The 21,920-nt window shown below is 63.3% G+C and carries 9 protein-coding genes; 4 read left to right on the top strand and 5 right to left on the bottom strand.

Annotation, left to right across the window (positions count from 1 at the left end; translation table 11 throughout):
- Positions 1-89: 89 nt before the first annotated feature.
- From AC3RLQ_RS30020 to AC3RLQ_RS30030, 3 genes are all read right to left on the bottom strand, one after another.
- On the bottom strand, positions 90-5,240 hold the full coding sequence (locus tag AC3RLQ_RS30020; RefSeq protein ID WP_493032549.1) for an RCC1 domain-containing protein: 5,151 nt from the start codon (positions 5,238-5,240) through the stop codon (positions 90-92).
- 230 nt (positions 5,241-5,470) lie between these two features.
- Positions 5,471-6,499 (bottom strand): Gfo/Idh/MocA family protein, encoded by a 1,029-nt coding sequence (locus tag AC3RLQ_RS30025; RefSeq protein ID WP_493032551.1) that lies wholly within the window; start codon positions 6,497-6,499, stop codon positions 5,471-5,473.
- Between the two features lie 326 nt (positions 6,500-6,825).
- Positions 6,826-8,136 (bottom strand): outer membrane protein assembly factor BamB family protein, encoded by a 1,311-nt coding sequence (locus tag AC3RLQ_RS30030; RefSeq protein WP_493032553.1) that lies wholly within the window; start codon positions 8,134-8,136, stop codon positions 6,826-6,828.
- Positions 8,137-8,406: 270 nt separating this feature from the next.
- Here AC3RLQ_RS30030 and AC3RLQ_RS30035 point away from each other — a divergent pair, with 270 nt between their 5' ends.
- Positions 8,407-8,661: a hypothetical protein gene (locus AC3RLQ_RS30035; protein WP_493032555.1), complete on the top strand. Its 255-nt coding sequence runs from the start codon at positions 8,407-8,409 to the stop codon at positions 8,659-8,661.
- A 197-nt stretch (positions 8,662-8,858) separates the two neighbouring features.
- Here the strand turns inward: AC3RLQ_RS30035 and tnpA are convergent, their stop codons facing one another.
- Complete coding sequence (tnpA, locus tag AC3RLQ_RS30040) at positions 8,859-9,344, bottom strand: IS200/IS605 family transposase (protein WP_493032557.1); 486 nt, start codon at positions 9,342-9,344, stop codon at positions 8,859-8,861.
- Between the two features lie 183 nt (positions 9,345-9,527).
- Here tnpA and AC3RLQ_RS30045 point away from each other — a divergent pair, with 183 nt between their 5' ends.
- Entirely contained in the window at positions 9,528-9,686 is a 159-nt protein-coding gene (locus tag AC3RLQ_RS30045; RefSeq protein ID WP_493032561.1) for an addiction module protein, read from the top strand.
- 254 nt (positions 9,687-9,940) lie between these two features.
- Here the strand turns inward: AC3RLQ_RS30045 and AC3RLQ_RS30050 are convergent, their stop codons facing one another.
- Positions 9,941-11,443 (bottom strand): cellulose synthase family protein, encoded by a 1,503-nt coding sequence (locus tag AC3RLQ_RS30050; RefSeq protein ID WP_493032584.1) that lies wholly within the window; start codon positions 11,441-11,443, stop codon positions 9,941-9,943.
- A 254-nt stretch (positions 11,444-11,697) separates the two neighbouring features.
- Between AC3RLQ_RS30050 and AC3RLQ_RS30055 the strand changes: the two genes are divergently transcribed.
- Both AC3RLQ_RS30055 and AC3RLQ_RS30060 read left to right on the top strand, forming a co-directional pair.
- Positions 11,698-12,498 (top strand): class I SAM-dependent methyltransferase, encoded by an 801-nt coding sequence (locus AC3RLQ_RS30055; protein ID WP_493032585.1) that lies wholly within the window; start codon positions 11,698-11,700, stop codon positions 12,496-12,498.
- A 415-nt stretch (positions 12,499-12,913) separates the two neighbouring features.
- Complete coding sequence (locus AC3RLQ_RS30060; RefSeq protein ID WP_493032586.1) at positions 12,914-21,712, top strand: Calx-beta domain-containing protein; 8,799 nt, start codon at positions 12,914-12,916, stop codon at positions 21,710-21,712.
- The last annotated feature ends 208 nt before the right edge of the window (positions 21,713-21,920 follow it).

A 21,920-nucleotide genomic window follows, 5' to 3' on the forward strand; every position in this document is an offset into this window, starting at 1 on the left:
GAACGGTCCCAGCAGGTTTTTGGGCGGGTCTTTCACGGATTCGAGCTAAAAAGCTGCGGTAATCTCCCAGCCTGCCCCTGCCCCCCCTCTCACGGTGGCGCAGTCACCGACAGGCGCATAAACATCGTGGTCGCTGCATTCACAGGAATCACAGCTTTGACCTGCTGCGTGGTGCCATCGTCGCTCAGCACCGTTTGAGTCACCCCGCTGCGGCTCCACGTATCTGTCAGCGTGCCGCTCCATTCCACCGCAAAGGTGGTGCCGGCATTCACGGCAGCCGTGCTGCGGGAATAGGTGTACTCAAAATTTGCGCCGCTGAGGACTGTGGCCAGGGGCAGCTTGCTGGTCACCGTGGGGCTGAGGTTCAGCGCGTACTCGATCAGGTTGGAAATGCCGTCCCCATCGTAGTCTGCGGCATCCGCCGTGCTGCCACTGTTGGCCGGGGTACCGAAGTTCGTCTGCCGCCAGTTTTGCAGCGGGCTCAGGGATGGAGTGGTGAAGGTCAGATCGGCACCGTTCGCGGAGCCGGAGCCATTGTTGCCATTGACGCGGAAATGGTAGGTCGTGTTCGGGGCGAGACCGGTCAGTGTGGTGCTGACGGCTGTGTCGTCGGCCCCGGTGATCAAAGCAGGCGCGCCAGCCACATTCGTGCCGTAGGTGTTGTCCAAACCGTAGTCGAATGACACGGTGGCGGCAGCGCCGTTGGCGTTCACCGTGCCATTCAGCACCACGGTGGTGGCGGTGGCAGAAGATGCCGGGAGGGTGGTGGCCGAGGCAGGAACGGGCGAGGCCACCAGGCTCAAATTGTGCAAAGCAGTCTGGCCGCTGGCCGGAAGAACGAAACGCTCACCCACGCCAAGTGTGCTGATGCTCACCGCCAAGGGGATACTGCTGGTGATGTTGCTGGTCGGGTTGTTGCCTAATTGTCCACGGACGTTGTTTCCCCAGGCTGCCATCGTGCCGTCCGAACACAAAACCATGCTGTGAGCAGATCCCGCCATCAATCGGACCACCGTTTTCTCCGCCAGCATGCCGCTGGTGCTCACGCCCACGGGAAGGCTGCTGTCGGTGGTGCTGTTGTTGCCCAGCTGGCCGTAGTTATTAGCACCCCACGTGGCCACCGTGCCATCAGAACATAGCGCGAGAGAATGGTTATTTCCAGCGGCCACTCCGATGACGGTTTTGCCAGCTAGTACCGTGCCCGCAGTGGTCACCGCCACGGGCACCGTGCTTTGCGTGGTGCTGTTGTTGCCGAGCTGGCCATTCGTATTCGATCCCCAGGTCACAAGCGTGCCATCAGTGCAGAGTGCGATGTTGTGAGTTCCCCCGGCTGCAAAAGAAACCACGGATTTGCCAGCGAGCGGTGTGCCAGCGGTCGCCACCGCTACTGGCACAAGGCTTCTGGTGGTCGAGCCGTTGCCCAGCTGACCGGAAGCGTTGTAGCCCCACGTGGCGAGAGTGCCATCCGCGCAGAGCGTCAGATTGTGATAAGAGCCCGAGCTGACAGCGACCACGGATTTGCCTGCGAGCGGTGTGCCTGCAGTCGTCACAGCCACGGGAGTGCTGCTGTTGCTGGTCGAGTTGTTGCCCAACTGACCGAAAGTGTTATAGCCCCAGGACACCAAGGTGCCGTCCGCGCATAAAACGAGGTTATGCTTATAACCCGCAGAAAGCGCTGCGACCATTTTTCCGGCAAGCGGCGTTCCTGCCGCCGTCACGCCCACCGGGATGCTGCTGTTGGTAGTGCTGCCGTTGCCCAGCTCACCCTCAACATTGAGACCCCAGGCAGCCAGGGTGCCATCCGCGCATAGCGCAAGGGAGTGAGCATTCCCTGCTGAGAGCGCCAGCAGCGTGCGGCTGGCCAGTGGAGTGCTCGACGTCGTCACGGTCATGGGATCATAGCTGTCGGTGGTGGTATTATTGCCGAGCTGACCACTGTTGTTGTAGCCCCAGGAGACGAGGCGTGAACCTGCCCAGACGAGCACCAGATCATTGCCCGTACCGCCATAGTAGCTGGCTACGAAGGGGTAGGTCACTCCATGATAGCTCAGGTTCACGAGCTGGCCTTGCGCCAGATTGCTGAACGCTCCGCTGACGAGGCCCAGCCCTGTGTTGTTCATCACCGTCAGAGTGGTGCCCGGCACGGGTGCATAGTTGAGCGTGAAGTTCACCGTGCTGCCGCTGGCGTTGAACGAGCTGGAGGTGGCAGGCACGTCTGTGGCCGAATTGTAGCTGGCTGTTACATTGGTAATACCAGCACCCGTAAGGCTGAGGTCGAACGGGCTGCCGTAAAGATCATTGCTGGTCACATGCAGCGCAGCATTACGGCCAAACGCAGCGCCGGGCGTAAATGTCACCACCAGCGTGGTGGTGCCGCCTGCAGCCACGGTGCTGGCAGGTGCAGTCGTGATGGTGAAATCTGCCGCATTCACGCCGTCAATCGTCACACCTGAAATGGAGAGAGCTGCCGTGCCGGAATTCCCCAAGGTGAACGTTTTTGTGATCCCCACTGCTACAGCGCTGTTACCGCAGTCCACGGTATTGCCGCTGAGCAGATTGGTGCCTGCGCTCGCCTGAACATAAATCGAGGGCAGTGGAGGTGGTGTCGCGACGATGGCAAGGTTGTGATAGGCTGCCGACCCGCTGCTGGCCTGAACAAACTTCTCGTTGGGCATGAGCGCGGATGTATTGACCGCCACCGGCACGGTGCTTGACGAGGTAGCGGTGCCCAGTTCACCATTCGAGCCATACCCCCAGGAAACGAGAGTGCCGTCTGCACAGAGCGCCAGACTGTAGTAATAACCGGCTGAGATTGAGGTGACGGTTCTGCCGAGCAAGGCTCCGCTGGTGGTGACTGCCACAGGAACGGTGCGTTGCGTTATGCTGTTGTTGCCCAATTGTCCGAAGATAGCTTGACCCCACGCGGCCACCGTGCCGTCTGAACACAGCGCCAGACTGTGGTAATAACCACCTGATACTGCGATGACGGTTTTCCCAGCCAGCGGCGTTCCTGCTGCAACGACTGCCACCGGCACGAGGCTGTTCGTCGTGCTGTTGTTGCCCAGCTGGCCGTTGGAATTGTAGCCCCACGCGATCGCTGTGCCGTCTGAACACAGTGCCAGACTGTGGGAAGTGCCAGCTGCGACTGCGATGACCGTCTTGCCAGACAAGACTCCGCTGGTGACGACGGCCACAGGCACGGTGCTTTGCGTCGTGCTGTTGTTGCCCAATTGTCCGAAGTAATTGGCACCCCACGCGGCCACTGTACCGTCTGAACACAATGCCAGACTGTGAGAGGTGCCAGTTGCGACTGCGATGACCGTCTTGCCAGACAAGACTCCGCTGGTGGTCACCGCCACGGGCACGGTGCTTTGCGTTGTGCTGCTGTTGCCCAGCTGGCCGTTGCTGTTCAGCCCCCAGGCGGCCACCGTGCCGTCTGAACACAGCGCAAGACTGTGGGAATTGCCCGCCGCAACCGCGATGACCGTCTTGCCGGCGAGAACGCCGCCGGTGGTCACCGCCACCGGCACACTGCTGCTGGCTGTCGTGTTGTTGCCCAACTGGCCGTTGAAGTTGGAGCCCCAGGCAGCGAGCGTTCCATCGGAGCAGAGGCCCAGGGAATGGCCGCCCCCAACGGTATGGGCGATGAGGGTTTTGCCGCTCAAGGGTGTCCCGGTGGTGGTAACCGGCGCCGGAACTGGGAAAACATAGGCGGCGCCAGTGCCCAGCTGTCCATAGGAATTGCTGCCCCACATCGCCACGGTGCCGTCGGAACACAGGGCGCCGCTGTGGTCTTGCCCGGAAATGACCGCAGACACTGTTTTGCCCGTCAAGGCATTGCTGCTGGCACTTACCGCCACCGGCACGTTGCTTTGGTTCATGGTGCTGCTGCCCAACTGGTAAGAGGAATTGCCACCCCACGCAGCCACCATGCCGTCTGAACACAGCGCCAGACTGTGGTAATAACCAGCTGAAACTGCAACAACGGTCTTGCCAGACAAGACTCCGCTGCTGGTGACCGCCACTGGCACGGTGCTTAGTGTCGTGCTGTTATTGCCCAGCTGGCCGTAGCTATTGTTACCCCAGGCGACCACCGTACCGTCTGAGCAGAGCGCAAGACAGTGGTAGTAATCAGTAGAAATTGCGGTTACGGACTTGCCAGACAAGACTCCACTGGTGGTGACCGCCACGGGCACGTTGCTTTGCACCGTGCTGTTGTTTCCCAGCTGGCCATAGCCATTGTAACCCCACGCGGCCACCGTGCCGTCTGAACACAGCGCCAGGCTGTGGGAATAACTGGCTGAAACTGCGATGACAGTCTTGCCAGACAAGGCTCCGCTGGTGGTGACTGCCACGGGCACGGTGCTTGTCGTCGTGCTGTTGTTGCCCAATTGTCCGTAGTTATTGTAACCCCACACGGCCACCGTGCCGTCTGAACAAAGTGCCAGACAGTGGGAATTACCGGCTGAAATTGCGATGACGGTCTTGCCGGCCAGCGGCGTGCCTGCCGTGACGACAGCCACGGGCACGTTGCTTTGTGTCGTGCTGTTGTTGCCCAGCTGGCCGCTGAAATTGCCGCCCCACGCGGCAAGTGTGCCGTCTGAACACAACGCCAGGCAGTGAGTATCTCCGGCGGCGATTGCGGTGACGGTCTTGCCATCCAGTGCCGTACCTGCGGTGATGACCGCCACAGGCAGATTGCTTGTCGCCGTGCTGTTGTTTCCCAGCTGGCCATAGCCATTGTAACCCCACGCGGCCAGGGTGCCATCTGAGCAAAGCGCCAAATTGGTGTTTGAACCATTGGCAATGGCGGTAACCGTCTTGCCTGCCAGTACGCCGGCGGTGTTCAGCGCCACAGGTGCCGGGGAGGTGGTTGTCGCATTGTTTCCCAACTGCCCATAAGCATCCCCCCCCCATGACAAAGGTCGGTTGCCTTTCCACACGAGCACAAGGTCATTGCCTGTGCCGCCGTAGTAGTTGGCCACATACGGGTAGGTCAGGCCATTGTAGCTCAAGTTCACAACCTGCCCCTGCGTCAGATTGCTGAAAGCTCCGCTGATGAAGGGCAGCCCGGTGTTGTTCACCACCGTCAGATTCGTGCCGGTAGGTGGGGCGAAATTCAGGGTGAAATTGACCGTGTTCCCGGTGGCATAGTAGGTGGCAAGGTAGATGCTGGAGGTCACCGGCACATCTGCTGCGGTGTTCCAGACAGCATTCACCACCGCCGCCCGGGCGGACATTGACAGGGCAAGGAAAATACAGGTCGAGTATAAGAAACAACGCGCGGTGAATGTCATGCAAATCGCTTATAGCAGTCACGCCTACAAACGGGCAAGGTAATTCATTCACCGGCTCTGCCGCTGTGAATTTAAGAAGCGGACATGGCTGAAGCCATCACCGCCTGGCCGCGCGCCCTGCACTGCGGGCACGCGGTTCGCTGACAGACGGTGCGTGTAGGGAAATGCCGGCACTACTTGCGCGCTTCCGCCAGGGCCTTGTCCATCACTTCCTTGAGGGTGACTTCGGCTCCGCCGCGGCGTTTGCTCTCGTCGGCGGCTTCCATGAAGGCGTAGATTTCCAGTGTTTCTTCAGGGCTCACGGGAGCGACGCCGGTGCGGAAGAAGTGCACGACGGAGTAGAGCAGGGGATCGTAGCCGTCGTAGGTGCCGATGTCGGCCTCGCCCTTCTCACCGATGGCCTTGCCGCCGTAGCCTTTGGATTCGGTGAAGGTGCCGGTGCGGCCGCCTTCCCAGGTGCCGGTCACGGTGATGCGGGCGACGGTCTGCTTGGTCTCCTTCTTGGTGACCTTGTCCACGGTGGTGACTTCCTCCATGACGCTACCGCGCTTCACGCTCTGGCAGCCGGTGCCCATGACCGTGAAGAGGGACTCCACGCCGTGGATGCCATACCAGAAGAGGTCGGGGTGGTGGGGTTCCAGACTGGCGGGACTGGAGGTGCTGGCCTGCTTCACCTTGCCGATGCTGCCGCCGCGCACGGCCTGCGTGCCTTTGCCAAAGCGCAGCGAGGAGGAGGAGAAGACGGGAATGCCAGCCTTCTTGGAGGCGTCGAAAATCTTGATCGCATCGACCAATGTGCCCGCGATGGGTTTGTCGAGGAAGACCGGCTTGTGCGCCTCGATGCACGGCAGCACCTGCTCCAGGTGCACGCGGCCGTCATTGGATTCGAGGAAGACGACGTCCACCTTGTCGAGCAGTTCATGGATGCTCGGGACGATCTCCACCCCCATGGCCTTGACCTTCTCCGTGTACTCCGGCACGCGCTCCGTGCTGGAGGGGATGTCCTTGGAGCCCTGCGCATACGCGGCGACGAGATGCACCCCCATCACTTCCGGCTTCTGCGGCGTGGCATTCAGCGTCTTGGTGAAGGCCAGCACGTGGGACGTGTCCAGGCCGATGATGCCGGCACGGATGTGCTGGCCGCTGGCATGGAGGGAAAGCAGCGCCGAAGCGCCAACAACAAAGAGCAGGGTGCGAATCATGGCCGAAGACTACGCGGCGCGTGGTGCGGCCTTTCGGCGGGGTTTGGCTGCAAAACAGGCTGCGCAGGGAAAACCGCCGCTGCGCAGCACAAAAGGACTGAAACAGGTGCGAAAAGGAGAGGACCGCAGAGGTTGGCCGCAAAGAAGCGCAAAAAAGCGCAAAAGTAGAGGTCGTTGTGGTTGTTGAGGGCGGACAGATCTGTCTTTTCGCTCTGAACGGACCCATTCATTTGGAGGCTCGACTCTGCGGGAGAAGCCGCTTCAGGGTCTCATTTTTTGCTCCTTTTTGCGTCTCTTTGCGGCCACTGATTCTGGCGTTCAGCCTCCTACTTCACACCCACGCAATACACCGCCTTGTTGCTGCGCAGAATCAGCAAGTCGCCGCTCACGGCGGGGGTGCCGTTGAAGTGGGTGGTGTCGCTGGCGAATTCATTGGTGGCGAGGAGCTCGTAGGTGGGCTTGGCGGCGAGGATGAAGGCGCCGTTGCGGCGGGAGACGCAGATGAGCTTGTCGCCGATGAGCACGGGCGAGGCGTAGAAGGGCTTGCCGCCGCCGCGCGAGCCCATGGTGGTGCGCTCGCGGTACACATCCTTGCCGGTCCTGGCGTCGATGCACAGCGCGAAGCCCTGATCATTGATGACGTAGAGGTGGCCGTCTTTGAGGATGGGAGTGGGCACGTAGGAGCTGGAGCTGCTGTCCCACAGGATGGCCTTGGGGCCGAGATCCCCTTTGCCACCGATCTTGATGGCGGTGCTGCGCGTGGCGGGGAAACCGCCGAAGACGTAAACGGTGTCGCCACCACCGGGGACGAGGCAGGGGGAGACGTTGCCGGTGAGGCCGTGCGTGGCATACCAGCGCAGCTTGCCGGTGTCGGGATTCATGCCCCACAATTCCTGCGGCACGGCGATGACGAGATCGTCCACGCCATCGCGTTTGAGGATGTTCGGCGTGCCGTAGGCCATGCCGAAATCGCCCTCGGCCTTCCACACGATTTTGCCGTTGGTTTTGTCGAGGCCGAAGATCGTCTGGCTCTCGTCGTTGGCGTTCACGATGAGCAGATTTCCATGAATGATGGGGCTAGCTGCGGAACCCCAGCGCCGCTGGCCGGAGCTGGTGCCGCAGGAGGTCTGCCAGAGCTGCTTGCCCTGGAGGTCAAAGGCCAGCGCGCCGCTCTTGCCGAAGAACACATAGACGCGCTCGCCGTCCGTCACCGGCGTGTGGGTGGCGTAGCCGTGCTCGGTGATGAATCCGGTGAACGGATCTTCCGCAGCGGCGCTGGGCACCTTGGCATCCCAGAGCACCTTGCCATCGGCGCGATTGAGGCAGAGCAGATGCCGCACGAGCTGGCGCATGTCGTCCGCGCCCGGTTTGTCGCCGTAGCCGGTCCAGCAGGTGATGAAGACCTTGTCGCCGAGCACAATGGGGCTGGAGGCTCCGGGCCCTGGCATGTCCGCTTTCCACAGCAGGTTTTCCGTGTCGCTCCACTTCAGCGGCACCTTGGATTCCGTGACCATGGCCGCGCCCGTGGGACCCAGGAAACGCGGCCAGTCATTGCCAGCGGCGGTGAGCAGGGACGGCGTGGCAAGAGCGAGCGTGAGGGCAGAGGCGGAAGCGAAGGCGCGGGAGAGCAATTTCATGCGGGGAGGGATAACCCGGAGAGGGCGGGAAAGTTACGCGGGGGAATGCGGGAAGGATGGAGCGCGGAATTGATTCCGCAGCACTCCGCAGCAGGTGGCGCTCTGAGTTTCACGTGCCGGCCGTTCACACCGAGGATGGGTCTGGTTTGTGCGATGCCGTGTGGAGTCCCACCCGCTGGGGGCTTGCGACCTGCTGCGGACTGAATTCCGCGCCCCGGACTGCTTGCCGAATTCGCAGCAACGGGATAAGTTCGCCCCAGCCATCAAACAATGATGATCGCCGATTCAATGTCCCCGGAACACCTTGCTCGATTCGTGGATCTGGTCAGCGTCAAATATGGCGTTTGCCTGTCGGTCGATGCCCGCTGCTCCATTCTAGACCGTGAGGTGCTGGAGATGAAAGAGATCCCCAGACTGCTGCTGGAAAGCGAAGGCCCAGGCGAATGGTGGGATCTACATCTGTTGCGAAGCATCCGTGACGAGCTGTACAGGTTCAGCTCGGCCTGCGAGAGCATGGAAGAGTGACGAGTCCATGAAAGGGCGTGGCGCTGCCATGATCGTTCGGCGCTAAGCCGGCTCATAAGTTCAGCTCCGGAAGCGCGTAGCGCTGGCACAATGGTAGCCGTGGGTGCCAACCCACGGAACCGCGTGGCCCATGCCGTTCGAATCCCGAGGAACCGCGTAGCGGTGACACAAACCTCCGCATCAGCCCAAGTCCACGATCACGCGATGTATCGGTTGTCGTATTTGATGCGGGCCTCATCCAGCATGCGCCGCAGTTCCCCCAGAAAATCCGTGTGCTGATGATGCACCTGCTGGTCCTTGATGTAACGAATCACGGCATCCTTTTCGCGGACCGAAATCGTGAAGGCACCGTAGCCGTCCTGCCAGCCGTCGAATCCGGGAAAGAGGTTCTCCTGTTTGATCCAGCGGCTGGTGTTCGCCTTCAGCTCGCGCATGTAATCCGCCAGCGACAGCGAGGTATGCAACGTCGTCAGGATGTGCACGTGGTCATCCATCGCGTTGATGCGGTGAAGGTGGCAGTTCAGGCCCTGATGGACGCCCCAGACGTAGCGAAAGAATTCCTCCCGCCGGGTTTCCCGCAGAACCGTGGCACGCTCTTTGGTGGAGAACACGATGTGATACAGGATCTGCGTGTAGGTATTGGCCATGGCGGAGGCGATGGGTGCGGCGGGGCTTTGTGTCACCGCTACGCGGTTCCACCGTCCTGGCAACGGTGGGTTGTCGGCCGACCGTGGGTTTCACCCACGGCTACCGTTGTGCCAGCGCTACGCGCTTTCGAGCCAATTGCCGCAGGGCTGGCCGTATCGCATGGGGGAATACCCATCGAGGATCTGGACAACCAAAACGCCGGGAGGTAAAACGGTGCCATGTCCCCCACATCTGCTCCTGACAAGGCCGAAGCTGAATGGGATGCTGTGATTAGAACCCGCGTTCAGGAGATTGAGGCAGGTCACGCGAAGCTGATTCCTTTCGAAGAAGTCGAGGCAGAGATGGATGCTTTTGTGGCATCGCTTGGTAAAGCATGAGGCCAATCGCCTTCCACGTTGACGCCACGCTGATTGCTCACGCTAGGCGCTTCTGCTCAGGAAGCCCGTAGGGCTGGCATAACGGTAGCCGTGGGTGCCAACCCACGGTTTGCGATCAGCACATCGTTTCCAAATTCGTGGAACCGCGTAGCGGTGGCACATCACGCTGCGCTCCGCTGGCGAGAGGCGGGTGTTTTTCCATGTTGCGGACCCGCCGGGTGTCCAGTTGCAGCGCAACTGGTCAACACTCCTCCTCACACCTCCACCGGCACCGGCTGCGGTGCTTGAAACGCGGACATCGAAAACCGCTTCATCAGCGATCCTGCCGCGACATACCCGAAGCCGAAGAAGAACAGCAGCAGGAAGGGGATGCTGCCCCACTGGCCGCGCTGGGCGGCGAGGGCGATCATCCAGCCGAAGTAGCCGGTGAGCAGGACTTCGATCCACAGGGCGATGGACTTGCCGGCCTTGTAGCGGGAGCGCTGCTTGCTGGCCTGCGCTTTGTTTTCCATGCCGTATTTCGGCGTGCGGACGAATTCGGACGACTGATTGAGCAGCGCCTCCAGCACGGCCTTGCCGTTGTTGATGCTCATGCCGATGCCGAGGGCGAGCAGCATGGGCACATACGGCAGGGTTTTGAGCCAGCCCCAGCGGCCCTGGGCGCCCTGGGCAGTCATGTAAAAGATGATGACGCTGAGGGAGGCGAAGAAGAACACGGGCACGTCCACAAACACCGCCTTGTGCCAGCTGCTGCCCATCACGAAATTCGCGGGGTACATCAGCACCAGGGTGCAAAGCGTGAGCAGGTAGGCGAAGTTTGACGTGAGGTGGGAGGTGGCCTCGATCTTCAGGCTCAGGGGGATGTCGCTGCGCCACACGTTGCCGAGGGTCTTTTTGCACACCTGGATGCTGCCCTTGGTCCAGCGGTGCTGCTGGCTCTTGAAGCCATCCATGTCCGGCGGGAGCTCGGCGGGGACGACGACGTCCTTGAGGTAGATGAATTTCCAGCCTTTGAGCTGCGCGCGGTAGCTGAGGTCCAAGTCTTCCGTGAGGGTGTCGTGCTGCCAGCCGCCGCCGGTTTCGATGGCGGCTCTGCGCCAGATGCCGGCGGTGCCGTTGAAGTTGAGGAATTCGCCGTGGCGGCTGCGGGCCGTCTGCTCCAGCACGAGGTGGCCGTCCAGAAAGAGGGCCTGCAGCTTGGTGAGCAGGGAGAAGTTCTTGTTCAGATGCCCCCAGCGCGCCTGCACCATGCCGACTTTTTCGTCGGTGAAGTGGTGGATCACCTGCTTGAGGTAGTCCGGTGCCGGCTGGAAGTCGGCGTCGAAAATGCAGATGTACTCGCCCTTGGCGGAGGCCATGCCTTCGTCCAAAGCGCCGGCCTTGAAGCCGTTGCGGTTGCTGCGGTGGCGGTACTCGATGTCGTAGCCCTTGGCCTTCAGATCGGCGGAAAGCTTCTCGGCATGCGGGGCGGTTTCGTCCGTGGAATCGTCCAGCACCTGGATCTGCAGGCGGTCGCGCGGGTAGTCCAGGGCGCTGACGGTGCGCAGGAGGTTTTCCACCACGTGGAGCTCGTTGAAAATGGGGAGCTGCACGGTGATGACGGGCAGCTCGGCGAACTCATGAGGCGGCACCGGCACGTCCATGCGGTGTTTCCAATAGTGGTATAACACCTTGATTCTGTGCGCGCCAAAGGCGGACAGGGCGGTAAAAACGAGGATGTAGCTGGTAAACCAGAAGAAATTATCCCACACAATCATATCGGAAGAGGAAGCAGGGCACGGGGGCGCATCAATCTCCACCAGTTACCAACAATCAAGCAGCATTTCGGGTGCCAGTAGGGGCGGGATTTTTAAGCGCGACGTGGAGGCGGGCGCTACTTGCGGTGAAAAGGAGGGCTTAAACGGCAGCAGGGCGGAATGACGAATGACGAATGACGTTGCGAAGCCCATTCGGCATTTTGCATTCGTCATTCCAATCTGGCGCACTTTCCCAAACTCGCCATCCTCCCCCCATGCCCACTGAACAGCGCGACTGGTACGACACGCCCCTCTACTACGACATCGTCTTTGACGATGGCACCCTCAAGGAGGCGGACTTTTTGGAAGAGGCCTACGCCAAATACGCCACGCCCGCCAAGGTGGCGCGCCACCGCCTGCTGGAGCCCGCCTGCGGCAGCGGCCGTCTGGCGCTGGAGCTGGCCCGGCGCGGCTGGGAGGTCAGCGGATTCGATGGCAACGCGCACATGATCGCCTTTGCCCAGCAGCGGCTGGAAAAGGCGGGGCTGAAGGCGCGCCTGTGGGAGGACTGGATGCAGAGCTTCACCCTGCCCAAGGGCGTGAAGGGCGGTTTTGACATGGCGCACTGCCTCGTCAGCACCTTCAAGTACCTGCTCAAGGAAAAGGACGCCGCCGAGTGCCTGCGCCGCGTGGCCGCCGCCCTGCGCCCCGGGGGCGTGTTCTTCCTGGGCCTGCACCTCACGGATTACGACCGCGAGGAAGACGAGCACGAGCGCTGGGTGGCCAGGCGCGGCAGCATCGAAGTCGTGTGCAACACCCACACCTGGCAGGCCGACCGCAAGACGCGCCTGGAAAACCTGCGCACCCGCCTCAAGATCACCGACTCCGGCCGCACCCACACGCAGGAGACGCGCTGGCAGTTCCGTACCTACAGCGCCGCGCAACTGAAGGCCCTCCTCCGCAAAGTCCCCGAACTGGAGTACCTGGAGTGCTACGATTTTACGTATGACCTCACCGACCCCCGCAAGTTTGACGACAGCTATGCGGATGTGCTGCTGGTGCTGAGGAAGAGGTGAGGGTTGGTTGTAGAGGTTCACAAAACTCATTTCCATTTAGCGGCTGTTTCTTGATCGAGGATCATGGGCTTCCTTCTTCGCTCTCCTGCGTCGAGCTACGAAGGACACGTCGACGGCGGCTGGTTGAGGACAACCCGCCCTACCAGCGCTGGGCATGCGAGCGCCCGGCACGAGGTAGGGCGGCTTGTCCTCAAGCCGCCGCCGAGCGTCTCCATGCTCGCTTTCCGGAAATCAGTTTCGGAAAATGCTATCTCCTTAGGGCCCAGCATTCCTGTATTGCCTTTTGTGGCGGAAATCGGGTATCACAGATAAAGAATTGGCAGCATTTGATTCCGAAATTCCGAAAGAATTTCTAATAAAATGGACTGTCGATTGTTAAGTTTCCCGACGTTCCCAACCAAGCTGGCATTCTACCATGCGTTTTCGTTATCTATTGATCTCAATTGCGGTGCTGCTGCTGGCGGTGCTTTGTGCGTATGTCCTGGAGGAGCCTGAAGTGGTTTCGGCTCCGAGGAAAATGTCGAAGGTCGTGGCGGGGCCGCGTCTGCGTCCGGGACTGATGGAGGCTGGGCCAGGGGGGAGTCCTGCGAAGCCAGCGTCGAAACTCAAGGAGGAGGCCGCTGTTGAGGCGGCGGCGGTGGAGCCGGGGCGCGCGATGGAGGCCTTTGATGAGTGGAGCCAGAGCTATCTGGAGGCGGCACCCGAGGAGCGTGGGGCGCTGGTGGAGAAAGGCGTGAAGCTGGCGGAGGCACGCCGGCCGGTCTTCAAGCAGATGATTAAAGACGACCCCAGGCAGGCCCTGACGCGTGCGGTGCCCATGGTGGTGCGGCAGAAGCTGCCGGTGGCAGTGCTGCAGCAGCTCGAGAAGCGGGTGAACGACATCGGCGTGCTGCGCGTGCTGCAGGCGACGCCGATGGAGGGCGAGCCGCTGCCCTCGGGGTCGCTGACTTTTCGGGAGGTGGAGCTGCAAAGCGGCCAGACCTACCGCGCCTACGTTTATGGAGCGCGGGCACCCGTCGTCACCTGGACGGCCAATGCCTCCCTCAATGGCGTGGCGGTGGACGCCGACTTTGCCGTCAATGAAATGCCCTCCCGCACGCTGGAGGTGGGGGAGATCCCGCCGGCGAACAAACCGGCCGTGGTGGACTGCCCGGTGTCGGGGAAGCAGGTGTTTGAAAATGCCGACGCCATCACAGATGTCATCACGGCGGCCACGCCTGCGGTGGAGACGGCCACGGAGACGATGTACTTTTGCAACACGATGCACATCGACGTGCTGAATCAGACCCTGATCATGGGAGAGGGCAGCACGGGCGGCACCTTTGGCTTCACCGGCATCCTGCCTGCCGCGCCCACACCGGCGCTGGGAAATGTGAAGGTGCTGGTCATTCCCATGACGTATGCGGATCAGAACGGCGTGCCCTCCACCGAGGCGGCGCTGTACGCCACCCTGCGGGATGTGGCTGACCATTACTCCAAGTCCTCCTACGGCCGCCTTTCCCTGGCGGGCGTGGTCACGCCGCCGGTGAAGCTGAAGCACAATGAGGCCTATTACATCAACCGGGACACCAGCAACGGCGGAGACATCAGCGGCACCAGCGTGGAAATGCAGGAGTCGAGGGATGAGGCGCGGAAGCTGGGCTTTGACTGGAATGACTACGACTGCACCGTGCTGCGCCACAATGGCGGCCCTGGCAGCTACGGCGGCCTGGGCGGCGGCAGCACCGTCTGGGTGCGGGGAGACAGCGTAGGCCTCTGGGCGCACGAGATCGGCCACTGCTTTGGCCTTGCCCATGCGAACTTCTGGACCACTGCCGGCACCAGCAGCATCGGCGCCGGGGTGAACGAGGAGTATGGCGACAGCTATGACATCATGGGGAGCAGCGGCAGCTTTCCCAACGGGCAGTACAACACCCAGGCCAAGAACCAGATCCGCTGGCTGCCCAGCAACTTCCTGCAGCCCGTGACGCAGAGCGGCCTCTACCGCATCTATGCCTATGACCAGGGCACGCTGGACCCCAAGCGGCGCTATGCGCTGAACATCGTGAAGGACTCCCAGCGCGTTTACTGGGGGGAGGTCCACTCGCTGTTTGACACCAACCCCTGGATGAAAAACGGCATGGTCCTCGGGTGGCGCTTCCCCAATGGCGGCGCCAGCAACTTCCAGCTCATCGACACCACCAACGGCTCGCCTTTCCTCAAGGAGGACGCCGCCATCTCCGCAGGCAGCACCTTCTCAGACACAGAGGCCGGCATCCACATCACCACCGTGGCGGCCAATGACGTGCCGCGCTACATGGACGTGCAGGTGAACATGGGCAGCTTCCCGGGGAACCACCGCCCCACGCTGGCGCTCGCGGCCTCCGCCACGGTGGTGCCGCTGAATGCCACCGTCACCTTCACCGCCACTGCGAGCGATGCGGACGGCGACTCCCTGGCCTACTACTGGCAGCACTTCGGCAGCTCCTCCATCAAGATCGCCTCTCCAAACGCGGCCGTCATCACTCGTCAGTTCACCGCAGCGGGCACCTACGTCGTCACCTGCACGGCCAGCGACATGCGGGGCGGCACCGCCACACGGAGCCTGCTCATCACCGTGGGCAGCGCCACCACCTACACGATCAGCGGCCGCATCACCCTCCTCGGCGCGGGGCTGCCGGAGGTCGTCGTCACCGCCAATGGGGTCAACGGCGTCATCACCGACGAGGACGGCCGCTTCACCATCCCCAACCTGAGCGCGAACAACTACACGCTCACGCCCCTGCTGTATGGCTACACCTTTGGCGAGCTGTTCAACAACAGCATCACCGTGGCTCCCAGCTTTGCCGGCGCGGACTTCGAGGCCACCGCGCAGTCCGTCGTCACTCTCACCGCGCCTAACGCCACGGCCAATGAACTGGCCCCGGTGACGCCCGGCAGCTTCCGCCTCACCCGCACCGGAGACACCAGCCAGGATTTGCTGGTGAATGTGAACACCGCCCTGGGCAGCGCCACGAAGACCACGGACTACACCCTCTCCCCGGACTACGTCGCGGGTTCCAACGGCTTCAGCACCTTCACCATTCCCGCCGGGTCGCAGACGCTGGACGTCACCCTCACCCCCGTGGTGGACGCGCTGGCGGAGGGGCCGGAAACCGCCACGCTGCAGCTCGGTTCTGGAAACGGCTACCTCGTCGCCCTGCCTTCGGTGGCGAGCGTGACCATCGCCGATGACGACACGCCCCTGCAGAAGGTGTCCATCCTCGCCACGGCCAATGCGGCGCTGGAGGGCATTGGAACGCCTGCCGTGCTCACCCTGACGCGGACCGGGTCAACTGCGGCGGATTTGATCGTCTCCTACACCGTCGGCGGCACGGCGGTCAGCGGCACGGACTACACCGCGCTGCCTGGCAGCGTCACCATCCCGGTGGGCTCCGCCACTACCACAGTCAGCATCACGCCGATCAATGACAACGTATCCGAGCCGCTGAAAACGGTGGTCGTGACCCTGACCGGAACGGCCGCCTACCTGGTGGAATCCACCGCCGCAAGCGCCACCTCCAGCGTGTATGATGACGACACCCAGATCGTCACCGTGGCTGCCACGGACGCCGTGGCCACCGAGGTGGACCTGACCGTGCCGGGTGCCAAGGCGGACACCGGCACCTTCGTGGTCACCCGCAGCGGAGACACCACGGCGGCGCTCACGGTTTATTATGCCTTTGCCGGTACGTACAATTCGGGCGTCATGGCCCTGCATGGCATCGATTATGAGGCCATGCCCGGCAGCGTGGTCATCCCCGCCGGGGAAAAGCAGGCCAGCATCACCATCGTCCCGCGCTTTGATTCGCTGGGAGAGGGGCCGGAGCAGGTGGTGCTCTACCTTGGGGGCAATGCCACGAACTACATCATCGGAGACACGGGCACGGCGTTCCTCACGATCAATGACAACTCGCCCGACCTCCCCTATGTGGACGTGGTGAACATGGGCAGCGTGACGGAGGGCGGCAGCACGGCCGTCTTCCGCATCACCCTGCGCGGCGGCACCGGCACGGGCACGCTGGCGGTGAACTACGACTTCTCCGGGACCGCCTCTGCGGGGGACTTCAGCGTCAGCGGCACGGGGAACACCCTCACGGGCACCACCATCACCCTGAACAATGGCGCCACCGTGACCAAGGACGTGACCATCACCGCCACCAATGATGTGGAGCTGGAGGACATGGAGACGCTCACCCTCACCCTGGCCGCCAGCACCGGTTACCAGACCTACGGCCAGACCAACGCCGCCACCATGTGGATCAAGGACAACGACAACATCAACACCGTCTTTGTGGACACGCAGGTGGGCACCTCCGGCGGCATCAGCTTTACTGAAGGGGCCGCCACCACGCCGGTGAAGTTTTACGTGTCCCGCACCGGCAGCACCACCGCCGCACTCACGGTGAACTACACGCTGGGCGGCACCGCCACCAGCGGCAGTGACTACACCGCGCTGCCCGGCAGCATCGTCATCCCCGCAGGCGCGTCGGGGGTGGACGTGCCGGTGTCCGTCATCAATGACACCACCTTTGAGGGCACCGAGACCCTCACCTTTGACTTCGCGCCGGGTGGCTACTCCCGCAGCAGCCCCGGCACGGTGATGTACATCGCGGACAATGACACCGCCACGGCCACGGTGGCCTTTGGCTCCCCGGGCTCCGCCGGGCTGGAGAGTGTGACCTCCGTGAACATCCCCGTCACCCTCACCCCGGCGCAGGCCACGCCTGTGACCGTGGAGTACGCGGTGAACGGCTCCAACATCAACAGCAGCATCTCCGGCCTCCTGCGCGGGCTGCCCTTCTGGGTGCGCGTGGTCAAGTCAGGCAACACCATCACCCATTTCGAGTCCAATGACGGCACGGTGTGGACGCAGCGCGGCGGCAGCTTCACCGTCAGCGGACTGGGCAGCACGAGCTATCTTGCGGGCATCGTCGCCGCGGCGGGCAGCACCACGGCCACTTCGGCGGTGATCGACAACTACTCCATCACCGGCCTCACCGCCGGGGCGTCCGTCGGCACGGAAACGCGGTCCGTGGTAGGCACCGCCGCCGGGGCCACGCATACGTTAAGCAACGGCGTGTACACCTTCAGCACGCCCGGCGCGGGCATCTTCTCCGGCTCCACCTCGGACAACTTCTGCTATGTGAACTCCACCGTCACCAATTCGGCGGACTGCATCATCAGCGCCCGCGTGGTCTCCATGGGGACCACCAGCACCAGTGCGCGCATCGGCGTCATGCTGCGCTCCTCCACGGCGGCGGGTTCGGTCTATGCCGCCAGTCTGGCCACCCCGGCCTCCACCAGCGCCTACTACACGCTGAACCGCACCACCCTGAACGCCGTCTCAAACTCCCCCACCACCTACACCGCGCCGGTGCTGCCGCAGTGGTTCCGCTTGGTGCGTGCGGGGGATGTCTTCACCGTTACCAACTCGAAGGACGGCGTCAACTGGGCCATCCCCAGCGGCGGCTCCGCCCAGACCATCCCCGTGGGGACCACGGTGCTGGCGGGACTTGGCGTCTCTGCGGCGACGGATGGCCTCATCGCCACGGCCACCTTTGACAACGTCACGCTCAATGGCGCCGCCGTGCCCGGCACCGGTCTGCAGGGCCGCACGGTGGGCTTTGTGAACGAGCAGGGGAGCGAGAGCTACGCCGACGGCGTGTGGACGCTCAATGGCAGCGGCACCAACCTGAACGACGAGGGGCATTTCGCGGCCACCTCCGTCTCCGGAGATTTCACCCTCATCGCCCGCGTCACCTCACTCACGGGTGGCGACACAGCCTCGCAGGCGGGCATCATGATGCGCAAGTCGCGCGACAGCTACTCCAAGGCCATGATCGGCCGCTGGATCAAGAGCGCCGGCATCGGCCAGGGGCAGCGCATTCAGAGCTACACCACCGCCTTTGGCACCGGCATTGACTTCACCCTGCCACCCGGTGTGCTGACCTTTGCCCCCGGCGAGACCACGAAGAACATCGTGCTCAGCGTGGTCAATGACACCGTGGACGAGCCGGACAATCTGGTGACCCTGCTGCTCTCCAATGCCAACGGGGCCGCCGTCAGCAGCACTGGCAACTTCTACGGCTACACCATCATGGATGACGACGTGCCGCCCGCCAGTCCCTACGTGGGCTTTTCCGCCGCCACCAGCACCGTGCTGGAAAGCGCTGGCACGGTGGACCTGCCCGTCAGCCTGGCCACGCCAGCCACCGTGACCAGCACGGTGGATTACTCGGTCACCGGCGGCACCGCCACGGGCGGCGGCACGGATTACACCCTGGACGCCGGCACGCTGACCTTTGCCCCCGGGGACACGGTGCAGACCATCACCGTCTCCATCGTGGATGATGCGGTGGTGGACGCGGGAGAGACCGTCATCATCTCCCTGGCCAATCCCCAGGGATTCCAGCTCGGCAGCATCACCTCAAACACCCTCACCATCACGGATGACGACCTGCCGGTGGTCAGCATCACGGCCAATGATGCCGCCGCCTCCGAGGCGGGGCTGGACCCCGGCCAGTTCACGATCTCCCGCACCGGCAGCACCGCCGCGTCTCTGACGGTGAATCTCACCCGCACGGGCACCGCCACCAGCGGCACGGATTACAGCGTCATCGCCACCACGCAGACCATCCCCGCCGGCGCCGCCAGCGTGGTGGTGAATGTGACCCCGCTGCAGGACTCCACGAATGAGGGCACCGAGACCATCATCCTCACCCTCGCCTCCGGCTCCTCCTACACCATTGGCACGCCCACCACCGCCACGGTGAACCTCCTGGATGACGACCGCAGCACGGTGACGCTGGTGGCCAATGACGCCAGCGCCTCGGAGACGGCGGGCAATCCCGGGCAGTTCACCTTTACCCGCACGGCGCCCACCACCGGCACGCTGGCCGTGGGCTTCACCATTGCTGGCACCGCCACCAACGGCACCGACTACACCACGGTGACCTCCTCCTTCACCTTCAGCGCCGGGCAGGCCACCCGCACGGTGGACATCCTGCCCATAGACGACGGCACCACCGAAGGGGACGAGCAGGTGACGCTCTCCCTGAACACCGGCACCTACGACATCGGCGCGCAGTCCTTTGACAGTGTGACCATCGCAGACAACGACAGCCCGCCCACCCTCTTCATCAACAGCCCCGGCTCCCAGGGTTCCCTCATCGCCAATGGCAACGGCGTCATCGTCAGCGCCACCATCGCCGACGACGGCGCGCCTGCAGCCGTGACGCAGCTGTGGACGCAGATCAGCGGCCCCGGCGTGGCCACCATTGAAAATCCCACCGCCAGCACCACGGCCGTCACCTTTTCCGCCCCTGGCAACTACATCCTCCGCGTCACCGCCACAGACACCCAGTTCACGGTGAGCGATCAGGTGACCGTGGTCGTGGGCTCCGCGCTGGTGGCGGCGGACTGGATCACGCATGATCTCGGCCCCAGCTCCGCACGGCGCGGGCAGGGGGTGGAATTCGGCGGCCAGCATTCCGTCACGGGCACCGGCGCGGGCTATGCCGCGAGCAGCGACGGTGCGCATGTGATGATGAGGCAGATCAGCGGGGACGGTGCCGTCGTGGCGCGCCTCACCAGCCTCAGCTCCAGCACCGCGCTCTCCGGCGTCACCATCCGCGACTCCATGCTGCGCGCCGGCTGCCGGGCCGTGCTGGGTCTGGTGCCCGGCAGCGGCCTGCAGTTCCGCACCCGCCTCACGGTCAGCACTGCGGACACGGTGAGCAGCGTCGCCGCGCCCAGCCTGCCGCTTTGGCTCAAACTGGAGCGCAATGCCGCCACCGGCGGCGTCACCGCCAGCTACGCGGCGGACAGCAGCGGCACGCCCGGCTCCTGGGTGCAGCTCGGCACCGCCACCATCCCCATGGACGCCGCCGCGCACTACGGCCTCACCACCACCAGCAACAGCACGGCCAGCACCGCCACGGGCATCTTTGACCACATGACCCTCACCCCGGCGCAAACCGGCCCCGCCTTGCTCAGCGAAGACTCCACCGTGACCCCCGCCGCCCCCGGCAGCGGCAGCCTCAGCAGCGGCACCTACACCATCACGGGCAGCACCACCGGCTACTACCATGGCTGGCAGTATTATGGGGACATGGTCGTGACCACCCGTCTGGCCACCTACGGCTCCAACGCCGACAGCTCCAGCGGCGGCCTCCGTGTGGCGGAGAGCATGGAGAACGGCGGCCAGCTCCACATCGGCCGCATGCCCCAGGGCGCCTACAATGGCTACTACTGGACCTCCCTGGCCGGCGGTGCCGGCGGTGGCGTGCCCAGCGGCATCGCCTCCGGAAACTGGATCCGCTTCATCCGCAAAGGCAACGGCATCACCGCCTACCGCGCGCCGGACGTCTCCGGCAGCCCCGGCACCTGGGTGCAGATCGGCCAGCCGCAGACCATCATCATGACCACTCCGGTCTGGGTGGGCTTTTACGTGAACAACTCCAGCGGCGTGGGCATGAACACCTGCACCTTTACCAATCTCACCATCGCCCCGCTCAACAGCGCCCCGGTCATCGCCATCGCCAATGCGGCCACCTACCCGCTCTCCCCGGTGCCGCTGGATGCCACCCTGACGGATGACAGCTACCCCGCCCCCGTCACCCTCACCAGTCTGTGGACCAAGGTCAGCGGCCCCGGCACCGTGGCCTTTGGCAATGCCACCGCCACAGACACCACCGCCACCCTGGGGCAGGCCGGCAGCTACGTGCTGCGCTTCACCGCCAACGACAGCAGCGCGCAGACCTTCAAAGACCTCCCCTTCACCGGCTACACCAAGCCCTTTGAAGTGTGGCAGGCGCAGAACTGGACCGCCACCGGCGGCTACGCTGACCCCAATGCCGCCCAAGCCCTGGACGCCGACTATGACGGCCAGGCCAATCTCCTGGAATACGCCTTCGGCACCGCGCCGCAGCTGGCCGGCAGCTCCCCGCTGGTGTTTGACACCTCCAGCGTCAGCTCAGAGAAATACCTGCGCATCACCGTGCCGAAAAACGCCGCCGCCACGGATGTGACCTTCACCGTGGAAGCCACCAGCGACCTCAGCAATTCCGCCAGCTGGAGCAGCGCCGGCCTCGTCACCGAGCAGGACACCAGCACCCGCCTCATCGTGCGCGATTCCCAGCCCCTGAGCAGCGGCGGCCCGCGGTTCATGCGCGTGAAGGTGGTGCGGAACTGAAGAGGGGGAGGGTAGGGGGAAGGGGAAGTTGACGGTGGTTGGCGACGTGTCCTGCGTAGCTCGCAGAGCGAAGAAGGATGGTTGACGGTTGTTTTCCAGAGACAGCGCCGTGCCAAGCAGCGCTGGTAGGGATGCGCTGTGCGCGTCCGTAGAATCCCTCGTCCCAGCGCGTCTGCTGCCTCATCGTTCTCCCCCTTTTCAAACGCCT

The organism is Prosthecobacter sp. GW821-HT29F12, assembly GCF_058803405.1.

Bases quoted from the DNA above. Each gene is read 5' to 3' on its own strand.
- AC3RLQ_RS30030 (WP_493032553.1), bottom strand. From the start codon at position 8,136: ATGAAATTGCTCTCCCGCGCCTTCGCTTCCGCCTCTGCCCTCACGCTC.
- AC3RLQ_RS30025 (WP_493032551.1), bottom strand. From the start codon at position 6,499: ATGATTCGCACCCTGCTCTTTGTTGTTGGCGCTTCGGCGCTGCTTTCC.
- AC3RLQ_RS30055 (WP_493032585.1), top strand. From the start codon at position 11,698: ATGCCCACTGAACAGCGCGACTGGTACGACACGCCCCTCTACTACGAC.
- AC3RLQ_RS30050 (WP_493032584.1), bottom strand. From the start codon at position 11,443: ATGATTGTGTGGGATAATTTCTTCTGGTTTACCAGCTACATCCTCGTT.
- AC3RLQ_RS30020 (WP_493032549.1), bottom strand. From the start codon at position 5,240: ATGTCCGCCCGGGCGGCGGTGGTGAATGCTGTCTGGAACACCGCAGCA.
- AC3RLQ_RS30060 (WP_493032586.1), top strand. From the start codon at position 12,914: ATGCGTTTTCGTTATCTATTGATCTCAATTGCGGTGCTGCTGCTGGCG.
- AC3RLQ_RS30035 (WP_493032555.1), top strand. From the start codon at position 8,407: ATGATGATCGCCGATTCAATGTCCCCGGAACACCTTGCTCGATTCGTG.
- AC3RLQ_RS30045 (WP_493032561.1), top strand. From the start codon at position 9,528: ATGTCCCCCACATCTGCTCCTGACAAGGCCGAAGCTGAATGGGATGCT.